Source organism: uncultured Sunxiuqinia sp., assembly GCF_947495665.1.
GTDB lineage: Bacteria > Bacteroidota > Bacteroidia > Bacteroidales > Prolixibacteraceae > Sunxiuqinia > Sunxiuqinia rutila.
In genome coordinates this window covers 1-20,384 of the sequence record NZ_CANLZV010000027.1, presented here as the reverse complement: position 1 = coordinate 20,384, position 20,384 = coordinate 1, and the positions used below count along the sequence as shown (strand labels likewise).

Annotated in this window: 17 protein-coding genes, 1 tRNA gene and 1 pseudogene; 15 read left to right on the top strand and 4 right to left on the bottom strand. The window is 42.1% G+C overall.

All coding sequences use genetic code 11. The features are described from left to right. From Q1A18_RS18730 to Q1A18_RS18685, 8 genes and pseudogenes are all read left to right on the top strand, one after another. On the top strand, nt 1-504 hold a 504-nt coding region (locus Q1A18_RS18730; protein WP_299584579.1), incomplete at its 5' end, for a PDZ domain-containing protein. A gap of 38 nt (nt 505-542) precedes the next feature. After that, nucleotides 543-2,006 (top strand): alpha-L-fucosidase, encoded by a 1,464-nt coding sequence (locus tag Q1A18_RS18725; protein WP_299584576.1) that lies wholly within the window; start codon nt 543-545, stop codon nt 2,004-2,006. A gap of 136 nt (nt 2,007-2,142) precedes the next feature. Next, nucleotides 2,143-3,219, top strand: a complete 1,077-nt coding sequence (locus tag Q1A18_RS18720; protein ID WP_299584573.1) for a glycoside hydrolase family protein — start codon at nt 2,143-2,145, stop codon at nt 3,217-3,219. A gap of 8 nt (nt 3,220-3,227) precedes the next feature. Further along, on the top strand, nt 3,228-4,418 hold the full coding sequence (locus Q1A18_RS18715) for an alpha-L-fucosidase (protein ID WP_299584570.1): 1,191 nt from the start codon (nt 3,228-3,230) through the stop codon (nt 4,416-4,418). Continuing rightward, nucleotides 4,348-5,019 (top strand): discoidin domain-containing protein, encoded by a 672-nt coding sequence (locus tag Q1A18_RS18710; RefSeq protein WP_299584586.1) that lies wholly within the window; start codon nt 4,348-4,350, stop codon nt 5,017-5,019. The genes Q1A18_RS18715 and Q1A18_RS18710 overlap by 71 nt, the downstream gene beginning before the upstream one ends. A 140-nt stretch (nt 5,020-5,159) precedes the next feature. Continuing rightward, nucleotides 5,160-6,354, top strand: a pseudogene (locus Q1A18_RS19145) (IS256 family transposase). Nucleotides 6,355-6,858: 504 nt separating this feature from the next. Next, nucleotides 6,859-7,122 (top strand): hypothetical protein, encoded by a 264-nt coding sequence (locus Q1A18_RS18690; protein WP_299584565.1) that lies wholly within the window; start codon nt 6,859-6,861, stop codon nt 7,120-7,122. Between the two features lie 71 nt (nt 7,123-7,193). Beyond that, nucleotides 7,194-7,451, top strand: a complete 258-nt coding sequence (locus tag Q1A18_RS18685; RefSeq protein WP_299584562.1) for a TRAP transporter large permease subunit — start codon at nt 7,194-7,196, stop codon at nt 7,449-7,451. A 142-nt stretch (nt 7,452-7,593) separates the two neighbouring features. On the opposite strand, the gene Q1A18_RS18680 is transcribed toward Q1A18_RS18685, so the two are convergent. After that, nucleotides 7,594-7,668, bottom strand: a tRNA-Arg gene (locus Q1A18_RS18680). A gap of 150 nt (nt 7,669-7,818) precedes the next feature. Between Q1A18_RS18680 and Q1A18_RS18675 the strand changes: the two genes are divergently transcribed. The 3 genes from Q1A18_RS18675 to Q1A18_RS18665 all read left to right on the top strand — a co-directional run bounded on the left by Q1A18_RS18675 (nt 7,819) and on the right by Q1A18_RS18665 (nt 10,816). Further along, a complete protein-coding gene (locus tag Q1A18_RS18675) occupies nt 7,819-8,622 on the top strand; it encodes an HD domain-containing protein (protein WP_299584556.1) in 804 nt (267 codons plus the stop codon). A 63-nt stretch (nt 8,623-8,685) separates the two neighbouring features. Further along, the gene (locus tag Q1A18_RS18670; RefSeq protein ID WP_299584553.1) at nt 8,686-8,895 is read left to right on the top strand and encodes a (2Fe-2S)-binding protein; all 210 of its coding nucleotides are present in this window, start codon (nt 8,686-8,688) and stop codon (nt 8,893-8,895) included. A 280-nt stretch (nt 8,896-9,175) separates the two neighbouring features. Then, nucleotides 9,176-10,816: a Zn-dependent hydrolase gene (locus Q1A18_RS18665; RefSeq protein WP_299584552.1), complete on the top strand. Its 1,641-nt coding sequence runs from the start codon at nt 9,176-9,178 to the stop codon at nt 10,814-10,816. A 197-nt stretch (nt 10,817-11,013) separates the two neighbouring features. Here the strand turns inward: Q1A18_RS18665 and Q1A18_RS18660 are convergent, their stop codons facing one another. From Q1A18_RS18660 to Q1A18_RS18650, 3 genes are all read right to left on the bottom strand, one after another. Next, a complete protein-coding gene (locus tag Q1A18_RS18660) occupies nt 11,014-11,739 on the bottom strand; it encodes a redoxin domain-containing protein (protein ID WP_299584549.1) in 726 nt (241 codons plus the stop codon). Between the two features lie 660 nt (nt 11,740-12,399). Continuing rightward, nucleotides 12,400-14,307 (bottom strand): AMP-binding protein, encoded by a 1,908-nt coding sequence (locus tag Q1A18_RS18655; protein ID WP_299584546.1) that lies wholly within the window; start codon nt 14,305-14,307, stop codon nt 12,400-12,402. Nucleotides 14,308-14,440: 133 nt separating this feature from the next. Then, on the bottom strand, nt 14,441-15,490 hold the full coding sequence (locus tag Q1A18_RS18650; protein WP_299584543.1) for an aldose epimerase family protein: 1,050 nt from the start codon (nt 15,488-15,490) through the stop codon (nt 14,441-14,443). A 117-nt stretch (nt 15,491-15,607) separates the two neighbouring features. On the opposite strand from Q1A18_RS18650, the gene Q1A18_RS18645 reads away from it, so the two are divergent. From Q1A18_RS18645 to Q1A18_RS18630, 4 genes are all read left to right on the top strand, one after another. Beyond that, the gene (locus tag Q1A18_RS18645) at nt 15,608-16,606 is read left to right on the top strand and encodes a GntR family transcriptional regulator (protein ID WP_299584541.1); all 999 of its coding nucleotides are present in this window, start codon (nt 15,608-15,610) and stop codon (nt 16,604-16,606) included. Between the two features lie 94 nt (nt 16,607-16,700). Then, complete coding sequence (locus tag Q1A18_RS18640; RefSeq protein WP_299584537.1) at nt 16,701-17,753, top strand: UDP-glucose--hexose-1-phosphate uridylyltransferase; 1,053 nt, start codon at nt 16,701-16,703, stop codon at nt 17,751-17,753. A 20-nt stretch (nt 17,754-17,773) separates the two neighbouring features. Further along, nucleotides 17,774-19,063, top strand: a complete 1,290-nt coding sequence (locus Q1A18_RS18635) for a galactokinase family protein (protein ID WP_299584533.1) — start codon at nt 17,774-17,776, stop codon at nt 19,061-19,063. A gap of 158 nt (nt 19,064-19,221) precedes the next feature. Then, the gene (locus Q1A18_RS18630) at nt 19,222-20,130 is read left to right on the top strand and encodes a metallophosphoesterase (RefSeq protein ID WP_299584530.1); all 909 of its coding nucleotides are present in this window, start codon (nt 19,222-19,224) and stop codon (nt 20,128-20,130) included. Nucleotides 20,131-20,384: the final 254 nt, after the last annotated feature.

The following is a 20,384-nucleotide window of genomic DNA, read 5'->3' as shown; positions in this document are numbered from 1 at the left end:
GTTGCCGATCCTCTTTTTGTGGATATGGAGTCCGGAAATTTTAAACTAAAAGAAAACTCACCGGCATTTAAAATTGGGTTTAAAGAATTTCCGCTTGACAATTTTGGTGTTATGAAATCGGAATTTATAAAAGAGGCCAACGCTGCCTATCTGAAATATGCGCCGCAATTAACTTCTGAAAGAAACAATAAAGATGAAGGCAGAAGGTATAAATGGATGGGAGCCACCATAAAAACCATGACAACGGAAGGTGAAAAATCTGTTGCCGGTATTGACGACATCAAAGGTGTAATTCTTGAGAATGTTCCTTGGGGAAGCGAATTGTTTAAGCAGCAGGCACAGTCGGGCGATGTGATTTTAAAAGCCAACAATATCGAAATAACAAATATTGAGGATCTTAAAAGAGTTCTTAAAGAAAGCAGGGATTCTATCGTTTTGTGGGTTGATGGGAACCCTCCGGCGCATAGCTTAACTATAAAATCGCCCCAACATATAAGCGAGTAAAATTGCTGAATAGCTCTGTTGTCTAATTTAAATAAACCATGAAAAAGAAATTCAACACAAATGCCAGTCGTGTTAGTTTTGCAAGTGTATTAAAACACATTGGAAAAGCAGTACTCCTAATTTTTATAATTTGCGGATTAAGCTGTAATCAAAAAACAGAAACATCTAAAAGAACCAATGAAGCCATTTCGGATAGTGTTCGTGCAGAACAAATTGCCGAGCTTAAGTTTGGAATGTTTATTTGCTGGTCAACAAGTTCCTTCTCGGGAAAAGAATGGACTCGAGATGGTCACGGCCCCGAATTTTTTGAAGCCACCGGATGTAATACCGACCAATGGTGCAGGATAGCCAAGGAAAGTGAGATGAAGTATATTCTGTTTCTTGCAAAGCATCATGACGGATTATGCTTATGGGACACAAAAACTACAGAAAAGAAGGTAACAAACAGTCCTTTGGGAATTGATGTATTGGCCCGCTTAAAAGAATCATGCGATAAATATGGATTAAAACTATCGCTCTATTTTTCTGAAGGTGACTGGTCGTGGGAAAATGGAAAGAACACGGAGCTTAAAAAAGAACAATTAAAGGAACTTTTAACCAACTACGGAAACTTTGAACATGTTTGGTTTGATGCTGCCGCCGGTGATGGCGGGCTGAATCATGAAGAAACAGTGCAATGGGTGCACAGCTTTCAGCCCAATGTGTTTACTGGCTTTAATCATGGACCAATTGCAGGACGTTTACGCGTTGGTGAATCCCGTTTGATGGGGCCATTGGAATCTCGGTCGAAGAAACATGTACATCATGCATTGTTTAAAGGTATCGATGATAACAACTGGAAACTGGCCGAGATTACATATCCAATATTTAATGGTCGTAGTCCTGCGTTTTCAGGTTTTGGAAACTGGTTTTACACCAAAGAAGCCGACAAAGGTATTTGTATTTCGCCAGAGTATATTTATCGCGACTATCTTGAATGCACAAAATATAAAGGAATATTAGACTTGTGTGTGGCGCCAATGAGAAACGGAAACCTGCGACCTGTTGATATAGCTACCTTGCTTCAGGCAGGAAGATACATAAGAAAAGAGGATGTTTTTGAAAACAATAAAGCCTGGGGAGTAACACATATGGCAAGTAGTAGGGCTGAGGGCAGAGATTTCTGGCACAGGAACTTTAGTGCCGATAACGCTTTTGACGAATTAAATCAAACTTACTGGCAAGCAGATTCTACCGACATTTCTCCTTCATTAACAGTTGAGTTTGACGAAGGTCAGCGTATAAGCTATGTCAGAATTATTCAACCCGAGGGAGCCAATTACATAAAAAAATATAAAATAGAATCGAAGTCTGACGGCGTTTGGGAAACCATACTTGAGGGAGAACATATCATCTCCGGATATAGAATGGATTTTCCAACAACGATTCAGACAAAATCTATTCGCCTGAAAATTGAATCTTTTGAACAAACACCTTGTGTTGCCGAATTAAAGTTTATGTAATACTGAATAGAACACAATTATGATTCAAAATAAATACATGATTTTGTTTTTAACTTGTTTTGTTTTTTGTTCATGTTTGAATAAGAAAGGAAAACAAGCTCAGGTTAAAAACGTTAAATCAGCCGATTTCATTTTCATGAAAATGATACAGCCCGTTTCCGAAAAATCGAAACTGGAGCACGAAGATTGGTTTACCTGGGGCGCCAGTGTGCAAAAAGGCGATGATGACAAATTTCATATGGTGTATTGCCGCTGGCCCAAGAAATACCCTTTTAGCGATGGGTGGTTAATTGATGCTGAATTATGCTATGCCGTTTCAGAATACCCAACGGGACCCTTTACATACGTTAAAACCATTTTAACAGGGAAACGAGCTGAAGGAGCTGATAAAAGCTGGGACAATGCATCGGTTTATAATCCACACCTGAAAAAGTTTAACGGGAAATATTATCTCTATTACACCGGTACGTGCGATCCTTATACAGAGGGACATAGCATGGACAGAGGAGTTCTGGTTCGGCATCAGCGTATTGGTGTAATTGAATTCGATGCGTTTGAAAGTTTGTTGGCAGGTAATTTTGTACGAAAAGAAGAGCCTCTGTTGGCTCCACTTTCTAATTACGGTTATAATGTACCTGAACACGAACATTTCGGAGATAAAGAAAATATTACGGCAGCTAATATTGTGGTTGTAAATCCTTCGGTAGCACAGCGTCCTGACGGGAAATACATACTGGTTTTTAAAGGATGGCAGAATAAAAAAGGATTTGGTCCCATTCATGGTGTGGCTGTTTCCGATTCACCAACCGGTGCGTTTGAAGTGCAGCCCGAACCTATTATGATTGTTGAGAAAGCAGGTGGCGGAATAGCTATGGCAGAAGATCCGTTTATTTGGTTTAATAAACCCCGGAATTCGTTTTATGCGTTAGTGCGCGATTTTAAAGGCGATATTACCGGACAGGGACATTCCATGGCCTTATTTAAATCGGCAGACGGAATAAAGTGGGAACCGGCAGAAAATGTGCTGGCATCAGATTTACGAGTAAAGTGGGAAAATGGAACTGTAAATAAGGTAGCTCGGTTAGAAAGACCACAATTGCTATTGGATGAAGACGGCGAACCTCAGATGCTTTACTCTGCTTGCGCCATTGAATCGCCCATGCAGGAAAACGGACATTCTTTTAATATTCATATCTCTTTAAAACATAAATAACTGAAACAATGAGAACCTTTACTATTATTTTGCTTTTACTATTTGTCGCTACATTATCCCAGGCCCAGTGGTCGGTTAAAGGTGATGCTACCGATAAAAATGTCCGCTGGAATTTACTTCAGAAATTTACTCCGCAAGAGTGGGACGCGAGTAATTTTGCTACCGAAGAAGAAATGCGGTGGTTTAACGATGCCCGCTACGGAATGTTTATTCATTTTGGGCTTTCAACATATATTGGAAAAGACTTAAGCTGGGGCATGTGTTATACCCGTAAAGCACCCGATAAAGGACACGGTCCTATTGCCGATTCGGTTTGGACAAAGTATCCTGAATATTTTATTTTTAATGATTTTGATGCCAAACAGTGGGTTGATATTGCAAAAAGGGCTGGAATGAAATACATTGTTACCATAGCCAAGCACCACGATGGTTTTCATATGTGGGACACGAAGTATTCCGATTTTAAAGTAACCAACACACCTTTTGGACGCGATTACTTAAAGGAAATTGCTGATGCATGTCACGAGGCCGGAATGAAATTCGGTATCTACTATTCGCAGCGCGACTGGTATCATCCGGATTATGCACCCATTGATACATCGCTTATTGAGGTGCAGGCCGAGGCTCCTTATTATAAACCCAAACCTGGTGTTAAAGAGCTTAAAGCAGCACCGAGGCATCAAAAATATATCGATTACCAGTTTAATGTTGTTCGTGAGTTATGTACGAACTACGGTAAAGTTGATGTTTTTTGGTTCGATGCGTCCTGGTGGGGAGGAATGTTTACGGCAGAAATGTGGGAGTCGGAAAAACTGACACGAATGATACGTCAGTTGCAACCGGGCATTATTATTAATAACCGGGCATCCATTCCCGGCGATTTCGATACACCTGAACAGAAAATTGGAATGCATCAGTTACGGTCATGGGAGAGTTGTATCACTCTTTGTGGTTCGTGGTCGTGGTCAGATACGCCAAACAAGTCGAAAAAGATAATTATTGACATGCTTACTGCCACCGCCTGTGGCAATGGAAATATGCTCCTGAGTTGGGGACCCAAATGGGAGGGAGCTTTCGATCCTGCGCAAGTGGAACGACTAGAAGAAGTAGCCGACTGGCTAAAACAATATGGTCATACCATTTATAATACCAAAGGCGGTCCCTGGTATCCGGAAAAATGGGGGGGGAAGTACGTATAATGGAAAAAAAGTGTATGTGCATATTTTCGACGAAACAAGCGATCTCCTGGTTTTGCCCGTGTTAAATAATAAAATTGTTGGCGCCAAATGTTTAACAGGAGGCGAAATCAGTTATAACCAGACCTCACAGGGAATTATGCTAAACCTGAGAAAGGTGGATACAATGAAAGAGTCGGTAATTATCGAACTGACCTTTCAGGACTCAATCACCGGAATGGCTTTGCAAAAGCATCGGCTTTCAATGTTTACCGACCCGATCTATGGACAACTCATTAGTAAAAGCGAAAATCTGCAATCAGCAAATGGTTCACTGGTTGTTAAGCTGGGGCAACTGATAAATGTTACCGGTATTGGTCTGCAGCAGATCCAGACAGGAACAGAAGGAGTGGTTACCGTTGAAGTTTCGGCCGATGGTGTTTCGTGGAAATTGGTTAAAGAAGGTGTCAGAAATTCGAAGTTAGTGGAACTTACTGTTTCACAATTCAACGCAGGCATTCATTTGCCGGGCGTCAATGCCCAGTTTGTGCGCCTGTCAGGAAAAGGAGGTAATAACCCAAATTTCCAGGTCAAACAACTTACTGTTTACGCGAGAAGTAATTAATTTTTAGTCCTGAATGAAGGAACAAGATATATTATCACTGTAAAACTCCCTTACGCGGCACTATCTCATAAACTGTGTAAAGTCTAAAATGCCGAGGGTTATCTCCCGGTATTTTTTTGTTTACTTAAATTTACACAGAGATGAAGAAAGAAGAATTATTGAATGATGACTTTCTGAAGCAGTTCAAGTCAGGAGAAGAACTGAATGATTTCCTGAAACAGATTCAGAAGCGAGGCATCGAAAAGATGCTTGAAGGAGAGCTTGATTGTCATTTAGGCTACGACAAGCACCAGAAGTCCGACAATCCTAATGGTCGCAATGGCTTTACCGAGAAAAACTTCGTACCTCACTGGGTGAAAGTAAGATTCAGGCTCCCCGTGATCGTGATTCCTCCTTTAATCCAGTGATTGTTCCTAAACGGGGCAACATGGTCGATGGCATTGAAAATGTGATTGTATCCTTGTATGTCAAAGGAATGAGCAACAGCGACATTGAAGAGCAAATCCGCGAAGTTTATGGTTTTGACCTATCAACTTCGACTATTTCGCGCATTACCGATGCTATTACCGACGATATTGTTGCCTGGCAGAATCGGCCGCTCGAACCGGTCTACTTAATCGTTTGGATGGATGGCATTGTCTTCAAGGTACGGGAGAACTCTAAAGTAATAAACAAGACCATATATATGGCTGTCGGGCTGCGTAGAGACGGAAAAAAGAAGTGCTTGGCTTATGGCTGGGCAAGAACGAATCGGCTGCATTCTGGATGAGCGTGCTGACTGATATGCGCGCACGAGGTGTTGAAGACATACTCATTACAGCTACTGATAACCTGAACGGTTTTAACGATATGATCCGCAATGTATTCCCGCAGTTCAAGACCCAGATTTGTGTGGTTCATCAAATCCGCAATGCCTACCGTTACGTGGTTTGGAAGGATAAGAAAGCTTTTACCCGTGATATGAAACAAATCTATGACGCCCCAACAAAAGAAGCTGCTGTAGCCGCTTTGGAGGATTTTGCCGGCCTGTGGGAAAGCAAGTATTCTTACGCTATCAGAAGCTAGCGGGAAAACTGGGAAGACCTGACTGTATTTTTTGAGTTCCCTCTGAAAATCAGAAAAATAATCTATACAACCAATATGATTGAGAATCTGAACGGAAAGATCCGTAAGTACACCAAGAACAAACTTTCATTCCCTTCTGATCAGGCGGTAATGAAATCCGTATATTTGGCTTTGAGAGAAGCAACTAAAAAATGGTCAATGCCAATCCAGAATTGGCGCATTATCCTGAACCAGGTCCTGGTCATTTTTGAAAAAAGGGTCCAGTTATAAAGAGCTAAACCCTCGGTATATTTTTACTTACACACTTTGTGAAATAGTGTCTTTTACGGAGAGCCTCACTATATTGGTGAACCGGGTTAAGAAATCGTCCGTATAGTTCTGGTCATAAAGGAGGATTTGTTATCTCAGACGAATTAGATGATCTCTTTTTATCAGCACATGATTTGCTACAATACTGTCAGAAAAAAGTATTTGTTCTGTTCGACATCTTATTCGCTGATGGTTTTCGTCGTGAGTCCGACTACTCAAGGCTTCGTTTCGGTTCGTTCATCCATCAATTCTTCCCTAGACTGAAATATGCAGCCCATTAAGTCTAAAAAAATGGATTAATAAATTGCGGATAGAGAGCAGTTTTTCAAAAAGATAGCAAGGGAAGGACTCTAGGGAAATACTGGCCTGACATTAGGACAGCCCGTTCGCTTGCTACATAGGGTAGATACTGAATAAATGGAGGAATATTTTTTTTTGATTATTTAATCAACTTTCGCTATAAATATGAAATACATTTTAAATACCGTGATTGCCTTTGGCTTGTTTTGCGGATCGGTTAGTTTTCCGGTACTGGCGCAGAATAAAGAACCGATTTTCTCGGTCGATACCGAAAACTATTTTTCGAAGCACGACATCGTTTATAAAACGCCATCTTACGAGGGCTTTGAAGGTTTCCCGATCGGCAACGGCGACCTGGGTGGGCTGATCTGGGCAACTCCGAACAGCCTTTGCATACTCTATTCACGAAATGCTGATTCAGAGCCATGATGGATCCGTGCAGGTATTCCCTGCTATTCCTACTAGCTGGGACAATTTGTCATTTGAACAGTTGCGTATGGTTGGCACTTTCCTGGGTTTCGGCTATGGGAGTTGATCCTATTCACTTTGGAATCATTATGGTGCTAAACCTGAGTGTCGGTTTGTGTACACCTCCGGTAGGTTCCGTACTTTTTATTGGATGTAGCATTTCCGGGCTTAGCATCGACAAGGTGATAAAACCCCTTATCCCGATGTTTTTAGCAATGGTAGTTGTCTTGTTATTGGTAACTTACCTGCCTCAGCTTAGCTTGTGGTTGCCCGCAAAATTCGGATTTTGATTAGTATAAAATAAGCTCTACAAAAGCGGGATGTCTCAATTGCAGGCATCCCGCTTTTTTTTGTTGAAGGGAATGGTGCGGATTGGTGTAAAAAAACAAACCCCTGACCAAATATTGATCAGGGGTTGATTATGATTGTTTTTGGTGACCCCACCGAGATTCGAACTCAGATCGCAAGAACCGGAATCTTGTATTCTATCCATTGAACTATGGGGCCAAAAGCGAGTGCAAAAATAGTAAAACAATCCTTTTTAAAAACAATTTTGAGGAAAAACTTGCAAATAACTTTATGTTTCGGAGTTTTTGTTGAAAAACTAGCGGGTTATTGGGTTTTTAGAATGCCTAAAAGAACTATTTTTGCAGCACCATGGAAGAATTATCATTTGTGAAACAAAACAGTATTGCAGCCAGTGATTTTTTTGAAAAATACACGGCTGGATTTTTGAGGAATGAGAATCAGGAAATCGCTGACCTATTAATGTTGAAGAAGGAACACTCCTTGCGTGTGGCCAAACTGAGTGGGCAGGTGGCTACCAACCTGATGCTTGAAGAAGAGGATATTTTGCTGGCTGAAGTGATTGGTCTTCTGCATGATTTAGGCCGGTTTGAACAGTTCGAAAAGCACCAGACTTTCGATGATCAGGTGGCAGGTAATCATGCCGAGTTAGGCGTGGCTCTATTGAAAGAGCAAGTGTTTTTCTCGGCGTTTTCAGAAGAACATCAAAACCTGATTTGTCAGGCTATTTTAAATCACAACAAAGAAAGCCTGTCGTTGAAGGAAGATAAGCTGGTGGTGACGTACAGTCAGATTTTGCGCGATGCCGACAAATTAGACATCTGGGAAACTTGCGTTAAAAACCTAAAACGGGATGGAAACTTTAAATACAGTGCCATTAGTTTAAACCTTCCGTCTACCGGAATGGTTAATGATAACATTGTTCGAAGCATTAAAAACCAAAAACAGGCCAAACGCAAAGACATGCAATCGGTCATCGATTTCAAGCTAATGCTTATGTCGATGGTTTTTGATTTGAATTTTAGGGTGAGCTTTCAGTTGCTGAGCGAGAAACAGCTTATAAAACAGTTGTACGAATCCATGTTAAAGAAGGACGTGGTGATTGATGCCTACCGGGAGCTTCGGCTTTATATTGAGAATAAATTCGTGGTGTAGTCGGATGAGACCATTTGATTATACCATTGTGTAAGTTGAATAAATGCTAAATGAAGAGTGATAATGGGAGATCGATTGGTTTGTATTTGTAACATGGTTTCAGAAAAAGAGATTGTAGCCGCCCTAAAGAAAGGGGCGGTTTCAACCGAAGATATTCAATATGCCACGCGGGCTGGAACAAGTTGTGGAAAATGTTTGATGACTATTGATCAGCTGGTGCAGGAACATGAAGTGAATGCGGTTCCTGACCCGCAGCAAAAATTGAAATTTTAAAAGATTAAATCCGAATTGAATGCATGGCGAAACCCATGCATTTTTTTATTGCATGCGAATTGGAGTTTCCGGGTGATGCCGGAAATGAAGGCGAGCATTGAAGGAGTAGGGAAGCAGAACGAAATTGTACTTTAGTCACCGTTATTTTTGTAGATTTAGGGCTTGAAAACAAAACCGGGCGGGCAGTGCTCCGAAAAAGCACCTAACGCCTGTTGGCAGTCCATCCAACTGACAGTTTATGCTTGAAAAAACATGAAACAACGACAGAAATAATACATCTATGAAAAAACTGATTTTTTTATTGGTACTAGGAGCCGGTGTCGGGCTGGCATCTTGCACCAACAAAACCAAGGAAGACACAACCATGAAAAGTGAACTCGCTGAAAAGGCCGATGCTTTTGCGCCATTCCGCCTGACCACCGATTTGTCGGTATTAACCGAAAAAGAAAAGCAAATGTTGCCTCATTTGTTTCGTGCTGCAAAGATTATGAACGAAATTTTCTGGGTTGAAGCTTTCGGCGACAAAGAGGCCGTATTGTCAAAAGCTGCTGATCCTGCAGCGGAGAAATTCATCAAGATTAACTACGGTCCATGGGAACGGCTGAATGCCAATGAGCCTTTCCTGGAAGGTTTCGGAGCAAAGCCGGCCGGCTCCAATTTCTATCCGAAGGATATGACTAAAGAGGAGTTTGAAGCTTGGGATGAGCCAACCAAAACAAGTTTGTACACACTGATTCGGCGAGATGCAGCGGGGAAGCTACAGGCTATCCCTTTCCACGAAGCATTTCAGGAGCAAATTACCCAGGCTGTTGAATCTATCCGTAAGGCTGCTGAGCTTGCAGAAGACCCGGGCTTGAAAAAGTACCTGGAGCTGCGGGCTGAAGCGCTATTAACTGACGATTATTATGCAAGTGACGTGGCCTGGATGGAGATGAAAACCAATACCATCGACTTTATTGTTGGCCCTATTGAGAACTACGAAGATCAATTGTTTGGTTATAAAGCTGCCCATGAGGCATTTATCCTGATTAAGGACAAAGAGTGGAGCCAGCGTTTGGAAAAATATGCAGCCTTACTTCCTGACCTGCAAAAAGCTTTGCCCTGTAAGCCGGCTTATAAAAATGAAACACCCGGATCGGATTCGGATATGAATGCTTACGATGTGGTTTATTATGCGGGCGATTGCAATGCCGGAAGCAAAACAATTGCCATCAACCTGCCCAACGATGAGCAGGTGCGTGCTGATAAAGGAAGCCGTAAGCTGCAGCTTAAAAATGCCATGCAAGCTAAGTTTGATCAAATTTTATTGCCAATTGCGGATCTGTTGATTGCCGAAGATCAACGTCAGCATGTGAAGTTTGATGCTTTTTTTGAAAATACCATGTTTCATGAAGTAGCACATGGGCTGGGAATGGGCAACACGACTGATGGCACACAAACCGTGCGCGAAGCGTTGAAAGAAACCTATACATCCATTGAAGAAAGTAAAGCGGACATTTTAGGACTTTGGGCCGTGTATCAGCTCAACGAGCAGGGTGAGTTTACCGATAAAGATTTGATGGATAACTTTGTCACTTTCATGGCCGGAATTTTCCGCTCTGTACGTTTTGGTGCGGCCAGTGCCCATGGAAAGGCCAATATGATTCGCTTTTACTATTTCCAGGAAAAAGGGGCATTTGAGCGCGATGCAGCGAGCGGAACCTATCGGGTAAACTTCGAAAAAATGAAACAAGCGATGCTTGACCTGTCTGATTTAGTTTTAACCGTTCAGGGAGACGGCGATTATGCCCAAGCCAAAACGTTAATTGAAGAAAAAGGCTTTGTTCGCGAAGGCTTGCAAGCTGATTTGGACCGGATTGGAGAAGCAGGAATACCGGTGGATATTGTTTTTGAACAAGGACCTGAGGTGCTTGGGCTTTAACGAAATCTTTTTGTTGAAATGAAAATCCGTTTGGCTGTTGATAGCAGCTAAACGGATTTTTTTGTTTCTGAAGGAGTGCAATGCTTTATGAAACAGAGCTGCACAAAAAGGAAGAAGGGGCTTTAAGCCCCTTCCTGCTGCTGTTAAACGAACTGCTAGCGTATTAAAGAGCATCGCGAACTCTTTAATTGCGAGCGCTATTTTCTGACTTTCTTGAACCACATGCGGTCCCCAACATTGTAATATTGATCTTTTAATTCTGGGTTCTCCGCCAGATCGCTTTTTGTATAAGGGTAGTGAGGAACCATCATATCATCACCTGCATTCCAGTTCGCAGGAGTCAGTAATTTGGTTTCATCGGCTGTTTGCAGTGCAATAACGGTTCGTTCGATTTCAACCATGCTTCGGCCAACTTCAATGGGGTAAAAATTGATGGATCTTACGATGTTCTGAGGATCGATGATGTAAACTCCCCGTATATCGCGGCTGGTGCTGGTGGGCGAGTGTAGCATGCCATAGGTCTTTGAGGCTTTCTTGGAAGGGTCTTCAATAATTGGGAAATGGATTGCTTGCTTGCCCCTTCCTTTGTAATCCAATTCTTCTAAGTGGGCTTTCCACATGTTGTGTTGCGAAATATTATCGGTTGATATGATCGCAAATTTTACATTCATCTGTTCCAATTCATCCTGCAGATAGGCCAGTTCCAGAAGTTCCGAAGAGCAAACTGGCGTGAAATCCTTGGGGTGACTGAAAAGGATTTTCCAGCTTTTGCCGAAATCATCCGGAAATGTCATTTCTCCATTCGTTGTTTGGGCTGTAAATGATGGCGCTTTGGATCCAATGAGAGGAATGTTCGTGGGCTGAGAGTATGCGGTACCGATGAGACATGCAGCGAGTACCAAAAATATTAATCTAGTTTTCATAATTGTTTCTATTTTTGCTATTAATTTGAAAATGAACTGAGTTTCTGTTACGTAAAGTATGGAAGAGGACATATGAATAAAAGAATCAGCTTGGGAGCTGTTTTAATATTCGGGTTCGTATCGGACTAAGAATTCATCGTCCTGCTGTGCAGTTGTTAACAACGGGCAAATAAACGGCAATAGGAAATCAAAACGCAATACGTGATTTCCGCACCTTTTTGTCCGTTAATTGAACTTGGGATTTCTCATGTGCGTGTAATTGACTGTTCACTAGCGAGAAGAAGGTTCTTTTTTGCTTTTTATTTTCGAGTTAAAAAGAATGCTAAAGAATGTTAAAAGGGCAGTTTCTTGCCTTTTTGTCGATTGTAGAACTGAGGTGTTCGAAAAGGTAAGATACGTATCAATCTATATGTGAATTCCATAGGATTTGTCGGGGTAAAGTAGACTTTTTTATTGCAATCGTCAGGTGTTCATTTTTGACTTAACGATAATAAAAATTACTGGACTGCAGGATAATTAAAGCTAAAGGATTGGTGAAAAATGAAGGAATAAGGTTTGGTCGAATGGGGAGGGCAGGGTGAATTGTAAAGAAAGAAAGTCCAATCAGGCTGATAAAATGGCATCAGGCTAAGTGGACTTTCTTTTTAGTTTGAGGACAACTTAGTTATTCCATTGACGAATCGCATTCAGATTACGTGGGTTGATCATGTTTTTGGCCTCCGGAGTGTAAAGGAAATCCAGCTCATCGGCAAAGTATTCGTAGATTTTTCCACGAACCATTTTCATCAGCGAATTCAGTAAATGGTTTTTCTCCGAGAATGCTTCCGGAAGAATCACCACCGTTGCCGGCAGCCAGCGCTGCGGAAACATGCTTTCATATTCCCCTCCGGTACGGTATTTATTGAGTTCTGCTGAAAGTATTTTCAGGCTTTCTTCATCACCTTCATCGGTTCCCGGTGTAATTCCCCGGTGTTTTAGTTCCTGGTTAATGGCTGTGATATTCGGCACAATCATACCGGAAGTGTATGGATTTTGGTTGTTGTAAAGCATGCATTGATCGATGAATTTTGATTGATCAATCAACGCTTCTTCAATGCCTTCGGGGCTGAATTTTTCGCCATCGTTTCCAATCAGCAAACTTTTAAAGCGTCCGAGAACGTAAAGGAAGCCATCGGCATCCACGTAGCCCATGTCGCCCGTGTGTAACCAACCATCGCGAATGGTATCCTCCGTGGCTTGAGGGTTGTTCCAGTAACCCAGCATAACATTGTCTCCTTTAATGATGATTTCGCCTTTTTGCCCGGTTGGCAGTTCTTGGCCTTCGTCATCTACAATTTTCAACTCCATATGCTGAACGGGTTTGCCCGAAGAACCAAATTTTATGGCGTGCAAGGCGTTGGAAGAGATAACCGGCGATGCCTCGGAAAGTCCGTAGCCCTGGCACATGGGTAAGCCTATGGCGTAGAAGAAGCGTTGCAGCTCAATGTCGAGCAGGGCGCCTCCACCGATGAATAACTTCAGGTGCCCCCCAAAACCATCCCGGATTTTTGAAAATAGAATTTTATCGTAAATGGCTAATAAGGGTTTATAAACAAAGCGCAGTCCTTTCCCTTTGTCGTAGCCATATCCATTGTATTTGTAAGCTATTTTTAAAGCGTGATTGAATAAGCTTTCAATGGTTTTTCCCTTTTGCCGGATACTGGATTCGATGCCTTTGCGAAAGTTTTTGGCCACAGCCGGCACACTCATCAAAATGTTGGGCTGAATTTCTTTGATATTCTTTGGAATGTTCTTCAGGGTTTCCATTGGGGTTGACCCTGTTTCCAGTGAGGCAATGCTGGCTCCGTTATACATCAGGCAATACAAGCAGGCCGTATGGGCAAAGGAATGATCCCAGGGAAGAAAGGCCAAGGTTTTCCAGTCTTCAGTAATGTCCATAAGCGTATTGGACTGGATGGTGTTGGCCGCATAATTGAGGTGCGTTAGCATAATTCCTTTCGGGTCGGCTGTGGTGCCTGAGGTGTAGGAAATGTTGGCCAGGTCGTTGGGTTGAATGGCTTGGTAAACAGCTTCCAGTTTTTCCGGGCTTTCCTTTAAAAATGCTTTTCCTTTTTCAATAATTTCCGCATAAGTCAAGTCATTTTCTCCCGGATTGTCTTTCCCATCCAGAAAAATCACTTTTCCGAGTGTGGGGATTTCATCCCGAATGGACTCTATTTTAGCGGCTTGTCCTTTGGAAACAATCACCATGCGTGCCCCGGAGTGGGCGAGACGGAACTTTAGCTCGCTGGCTTCATCCAGCTTAACAGACAAAGGCACGTTGGCAGCGCCGGCATACAGCATGCCCAGTTCGCTGATGATCCATTGGTTACGTCCTTCTGAAACTAAGCCGATACGATCGCCTTTTTGGATTCCTATGGCCAGAAAACCAGCTGCCAATTGCAATACTTGTTCGTGGGTTTGCCGGTAAGTTGTTCCCTGGTATTCGCCTTGTTTCTTTTCCCACAGGTAAATGTTGTCAGCATAGTTTTGTACGCTTGTCTCAAAAAGCTCAATGATTGTTTTCATTCAAGTTTAATTTAAGGATCGGTTAATTGTCTGAAAAAACCAAAAATACAATTTTTTTTAGATCTGCTTCAGCTATGAAAAAAACCTCAATATTCTGAAAATATTGAGGTTTTTTGCCCAAGTATGGAGTGGCTTACTGGCTAACTCCAAATTTATAGATCGTTTGTTGTTCGTACTTTTCGTTGGGGGCTAACACGGTAGATGGGAAGTTAGCGTGGTGCGGTGCATCCGGATAATGCTGTGTTTCCAAAGCAACACCGGCATAACTGCCAAATTTTTTCTCACCACCAATAGTCAACTCCGGAATCCAGTATCCGGTGTAAACCTGCATGCCGGGCTGGGTGGTGTACACTTCAACCTGACGGCCGCTAGTTGCTTCCTGCAAACGTCCGGCAAATACGAGTTTTCCTTCTTCATTGTCCAGCACATAGTTCAGGTCATAACCTTCCGGTAGCTGACCCAAGTCTTGCGCTAGTTTCTTGGTGCTGGTGAAATCGTAAGGTGTACCTTCCACCGGAACAATTTGTCCTGTTGGAATCAGATCAACACTTTCGGTCATTTTATTGGCTGCTAACTGCAACTCATGATTTTTGATATCTTCCTTTCCGCCAGTCAGGTTAAAATAACTGTGGTTGGTCAGGTTGATTAGTGTTTTTTTGTCGGTCTCAGCTTCGTATTTTATGCCCAATTCATTTTGGTTGTTTAAGGTATAAATACAAGTGGTTTTCAATGTTCCCGGGTAGCCTTCTTCGCCATCAACGCTGGTGTAGCTTAGTTTTAAGCCAACTTCGTTTTCGTTAGTAAAAGTTTCGGCTTGCCATAGTTTTTTATCAAAGCCTTCCAGTCCGCCGTGCAAATGGTTGGGGCCGTTGTTAATTGCGCCAGTGTATTCCACGCCATCAATGGTGTATTTCCCCCCTGCAATCCGGTTGCCGTTACGCCCAATAAGGGCTCCAAAGTAGGGGTAGTTTCCCAGATAGTCCTCACTTAAATAATCTTCCAACTTTTCAAAACCACAAACAATATTGCTTGTTTCTCCGTTTTTATCGGGGGTTTCAACAGAGGTGATAATTGCTCCGTAATTGGTAATTTGAATAACAACACCGGCATCGTTGCTCAGTGTAAAAAGTTCTGCCTGAGTTCCGTTAGGTAGGTTTCCAAAAGCTTTACTGGTTATCTTCATTTCATTTCAATTTTATGTGATAAGTTTACAAATTTAATAAATGATACTGACTGGTAGGTACTGGTTGATAAAAATTTGTAAATTTGAATCGTTTAGCCATAATTCAAAAGATATTTTGTGAAGAATATACAGATTGATGATACGCTCGGAATTCCAAAATACCGCCAAATAATAAATTCAATTTATCAGGGTATTATAAATGGAAACCTAAAAGTTGGAGATAAGATTCCTTCCCTGAATCAGATTTGTCATGAGTTTGACCTTTCGCGCGATACAGTGATGGTCGCTTTTAATGAATTGAAAGCAAAAGGGATTATCAACTCAATTCCGGGAAAAGGGTATTATATAAATAGTACGGAAGTGAATGTTGACCAACGCATTTTTTTGCTTTTTGATGAATTGAATGCGTTTAAAGAAGACTTGTACACCTCGTTTTTGAACAGCCTGGACATCAAGTCGAATGTGGACATTTATTTCCATCACTTCAATTTTCAGGTTTTTAAGGACCTGATCATGGAAGCTGCCGGAAATTATACTTCTTACGTTATTATGCCGGCTACCTTCGATTTTACAGCGGATATTTTGTCGGTTTTGCCGCGCGAAAACGTTTATATTCTGGACCGCAAAAAAGCGGACCTGGAGGATTATCCGGTCGTTTACCAGGATTTTGAGGCCGATGTTTATGCCGCTTTAGATTCGGGCAAAGATTTACTTCAAAAATACAAGAAGCTGGTAATGGTTTTTCCAGGAGGAAAGGAGCCCGAAGGGCGCATGATTGGTTTTAAAAAATACTGCGAAGAGCATGAGATTAACTACGAGATTGTTCGTAGTTTAATCAATCGCCCCATAGAAAAGGGAGAAGCTTACTTTGTTCCTTCCGACCGAAATTTGGTACGGTTGGTGAAAATGGCGACCGAGAATAAGTTCACTTTGGGGGTTGATTTTGGAATCGTTTCTTTCAATGACACCATGTTGAAAGAGGTGGTTGCCGGTGGAATTACAACGATTTCAACCGATTTTAACTTGATGGGACAAACATTGGCCCAAATGGTTTCGGAGCGTTCCAAGGCGCAAACCAGTAATCCCGCAACATTAATTCGTCGAAATTCTCTTTAGTGTGTTTTAAAACACAAAAAAAAGAGGGATAGCAAATGCAATAATCGGTAATTTTGCCCACCAGTACCTACCAGTTGGTTTAATAAGAAAGAAAATGAATAAATTTAACAGTACAGATCATCCACACAAACGGTTAAACCCGCTTACCAATGATTGGGTTTTAGTTTCTCCACACCGGTCAAAAAGACCGTGGCAGGGACAGGTTGAAAAAGCGGTTGCTGCCGAACGTCCGCAATATGATCCAACGTGCTACTTATGTGCCGGAAACGAACGCGTTGGCGGGCATAGAAACCCGGACTATAAAGGAACCTTTGTTTTTACGAATGATTTTAGTGCGCTTTTGACTGACACGCCGGACGGCGGTGTTGATGAAGGCAGCCTTTTTCAGGCAAAAAGTGAAAGTGGGATTTGCAAAGTGATTTGCTTTAGCGAAGACCATAGCTTGACGATTCCGGAAATGGAAGTTAAGGATATCCGCAAGGTGGTGGATGTTTGGGGCGAGCAATTTGCTGAGCTAAGCCAGAAAGAACAAATTAATTACGTACAGATTTTTGAAAATAAAGGGGCTATCATGGGCTGCTCCAACCCGCACCCACATGGGCAAATCTGGTCTTCATCATCGGTTCCGGTGGAACCAGCCAAAGAATCGGAAACACAAAAAGCCTATTTTGAAAAACACGGAACAACACTGCTCGGTGACTACCTGAATGCTGAATTGGCTAAAGAGGAACGTTTGGTTGTTCAGAATGAGCACTTTGTAGCCTTGGTGCCTTATTGGGCAGTTTGGCCGTTTGAAACCATGATCATCAGCCGTCGTCCGGTTCAGAATGTCCTTGAACTAACCGATGAAGAGAAAGACGGTTTAGCGGATATTTACAAGCAGTTGACCGTAAAATACGATAACCTTTTTGAAACATCCTTTGCTTATTCTGCAGGCTTGCACCAGGCACCAACAGATGGAAAAGATTATCCGGAGTGGCACCTGCACATGCACTTTTACCCGCCATTATTGCGCTCGGCAACGGTTAAAAAGTTCATGGTAGGCTATGAAATGCTGGCTACACCTCAGCGCGACATTACTGCCGAGCAAGCTGCTCAGCGTTTGCGCGACTTATCGGATGTACATTATAAAAAAGCAAATCAATAACTATAATCGACAATAAAATTATGACAAAAATTAATGCTTTAATTGAAAAGATAAACGGTGGAAACAATCCATTGTTTCAGGAATTATATGGAACAGATGCCGCTACATTGAAAGAGCAAGCTACGCGTTATGCTGATTTGATGGGCGAATTTGAAAAAACGTTTGGTGCGGATGATGTTGACTTGTTCAGCTCACCAGGCCGGACTGAAATTGGTGGAAACCACACCGACCATAACCACGGACGGGTGTTGGCCGGTGCTGTCAACTTAGACAATATTGCCGTAGCTGCTAAAAACAACAGCAACATTATCCGGATTAAATCTGTTGGCTACCCGGAATTTCAGGTTGATCTTTCTGATTTAAGCATCGACGAAGCGCAATTCTATACATCTGCATCTTTGGTGCGTGGAATTTGTGCCCGCATGAAAGAAGTGGGTTATGAAATTGGTGGTTTTGACGCTTGCGTTGAAGGTCGTGTACCCAAAGGCTCAGGCTTGAGCTCTTCTGCTTCGTTTGAAGTATTGGTAGGAGCTATCGTGAACCATTTGTTCAACAATGGTAAAATGGGTGGTGTGGAAAATGCCATCATCGGACAGTGGGCTGAAAATAACTACTTTGGAAAACCTTGTGGTTTGATGGATCAAACAGCTTGTTCTGTAGGAGGTTTAATTACCATTGACTTTGCCGATCCAGCTAAGCCCATTGTGAAAGAAGTTGATTTTGACTTTGTTTCTACCGGCTTTTCATTGGTTATTACTGATATTGGCGGTGGACACGATGATCCGGCTTCACAGGCTGAATATGCTTCGTTGCCTACTGAAATGAAATCAGTTGCAGCTGAGCTTGGCGCCAGTGTTTTGCGTGAGGTTACATTGGAGCAAATTATTGAAAAATTGCCTGAAATCCGCAAGAAAACAGGTGATCGCGCTATTTTGCGTGCCTTCCACTTCCAGGGAGACAACCAGCGCGTGGTTGACCAGGTGGCAGCTCTGGAGAACAACGACTTTGCAGCTTTCCTGAAAATGGTTGTTGAATCGGGCTATAGCTCATACATGTACAACCAAAACATTTATGACATTGTGCATAAGGATGAGCAGGTTGTTTCAGTAGCCTTAGCTTTGAGTGAAATGGTATTGAAAGGAAGCGGTGCATGGCGTGTCCATGGCGGCGGATTTGGAGGAACTATTCAAGCCTTCGTACCACAAGAGAAATTGGATGAGTATGTGAAAACTCTCGAGCATGTTTATGGTGAAGGAAAATGCCATAAATTGTTCATCCGTGCTAAAGGATCAATTAAGTTGGATATCTGATAAGATAATACAATATAGAAGAAGGGCTTGCAAGTTTACTTGCAAGCCCTTTTATTTTATAATGGCATCAGAATATTCAGCCAATGGATTTTTGCCTGTATTGCTATTGATTTTTTGATAAAAATAATAACTTGCCATTCGAAACAGACCACTTTTATATGTATGATATTATAGGTGATGTTCATGGCCAGGCAAGTATTTTAAAGGATTTGCTGAAATCAATGGGCTATAAAAAAGAAAGCGGTGTTTTTAAGCATGAAAGCCGCAAAGCCATTTTTGTTGGTGATTTTATTAACCGGGGCCCTCAAATCCGTGATACCTTAAGTATAGTGCGTAGTATGGTGGAGGCGGGGAGCGCGATGGCCATCCTGGGGAATCATGAATTAAACGCCATTATTTTCGAACTAAAAGATAAAGCGGGCAAGCCCTTTGCCAAACGCTTATTAAAATACCGCTTGCCTTTAATACAAACCCTGGAAGAATTTGTACACTTTCCGGATGAATACCGAAGCTATATCAGGTGGATGCGATCGTTGCCCATGTTCCTGGAGCTGGATGGCATTCGAGTTGTTCACGCCTGTTGGCAGGATAAAAACATTGCTTTATTAAAGGAAAACATAACTGAAGGCCGGCTTCGGAAAAGCTTTCTAAGGAAAATAAGTAAAAACAATTCTGAACTTTCCACCGCTTTTTGGCAAACCTGCAAAGGCATCGATTTTCAATTGCCTAAAGATTTATTGGTTTTTGATAACAAAGGACAGCCACATCGGAGCTTCCGATCCAAGTGGTGGCTCAATCCTCAAGGGAAAAATTTTCAGGAATTATCGTTTGAAAGTCGTTTCGATTTGCCGGCATATACCATCCCACCGGAAGTGAATGGAGCCCGCAAACCCTATGATGAGGATCAACCCATCGTTTTTTTTGGGCACTATTGCTTAAAAAACGGGGACAATATTCTTGCGCCAAACCTGTGTTGTTTGGATTCCTGCATCAGTCGGAACGGAAAATTGACGGCTTATCGATGGTCGGGTGAAAAAAAATTAACTCTTGAAAATATTGTTAAGTAGAAGTTGGCCCGAGTTATGAACTTGGATGTAAGCATTATATGTTCAGTGTTCGAAGAACGAAAAAATAGTGGTTAAATAAAGTTTGATTTTTTTTGCCGTTGGCTATTGCAGAGAAAAAAAAGAAAGCATACATTTGCAGAGCCTTTTCAGAAAAGGATATCACAAGGTTCTAAAGATAAAATGGTGGCGTAGTTCAGTTGGTTAGAATATCGGCCTGTCACGCCGAGGGTCGCGAGTTCGAGTCTCGTCGTCAC

Bases quoted from the DNA above. Each gene is read 5' to 3' on its own strand.
- Q1A18_RS18690 (WP_299584565.1), top strand. From the start codon at position 6,859: ATGAAATACATTTTAAATACCGTGATTGCCTTTGGCTTGTTTTGCGGA.
- Q1A18_RS18670 (WP_299584553.1), top strand. From the start codon at position 8,686: ATGGGAGATCGATTGGTTTGTATTTGTAACATGGTTTCAGAAAAAGAG.
- Q1A18_RS18640 (WP_299584537.1), top strand. From the start codon at position 16,701: ATGAATAAATTTAACAGTACAGATCATCCACACAAACGGTTAAACCCG.
- Q1A18_RS18710 (WP_299584586.1), top strand. From the start codon at position 4,348: ATGGTCATACCATTTATAATACCAAAGGCGGTCCCTGGTATCCGGAAA.
- Q1A18_RS18630 (WP_299584530.1), top strand. From the start codon at position 19,222: ATGTATGATATTATAGGTGATGTTCATGGCCAGGCAAGTATTTTAAAG.
- Q1A18_RS18650 (WP_299584543.1), bottom strand. From the start codon at position 15,490: ATGAAGATAACCAGTAAAGCTTTTGGAAACCTACCTAACGGAACTCAG.
- Q1A18_RS18635 (WP_299584533.1), top strand. From the start codon at position 17,774: ATGACAAAAATTAATGCTTTAATTGAAAAGATAAACGGTGGAAACAAT.
- Q1A18_RS18675 (WP_299584556.1), top strand. From the start codon at position 7,819: ATGGAAGAATTATCATTTGTGAAACAAAACAGTATTGCAGCCAGTGAT.
- Q1A18_RS18660 (WP_299584549.1), bottom strand. From the start codon at position 11,739: ATGAAAACTAGATTAATATTTTTGGTACTCGCTGCATGTCTCATCGGT.
- Q1A18_RS18655 (WP_299584546.1), bottom strand. From the start codon at position 14,307: ATGAAAACAATCATTGAGCTTTTTGAGACAAGCGTACAAAACTATGCT.
- Q1A18_RS18665 (WP_299584552.1), top strand. From the start codon at position 9,176: ATGAAAAAACTGATTTTTTTATTGGTACTAGGAGCCGGTGTCGGGCTG.
- Q1A18_RS18725 (WP_299584576.1), top strand. From the start codon at position 543: ATGAAAAAGAAATTCAACACAAATGCCAGTCGTGTTAGTTTTGCAAGT.
- Q1A18_RS18720 (WP_299584573.1), top strand. From the start codon at position 2,143: ATGAAAATGATACAGCCCGTTTCCGAAAAATCGAAACTGGAGCACGAA.
- Q1A18_RS18715 (WP_299584570.1), top strand. From the start codon at position 3,228: ATGAGAACCTTTACTATTATTTTGCTTTTACTATTTGTCGCTACATTA.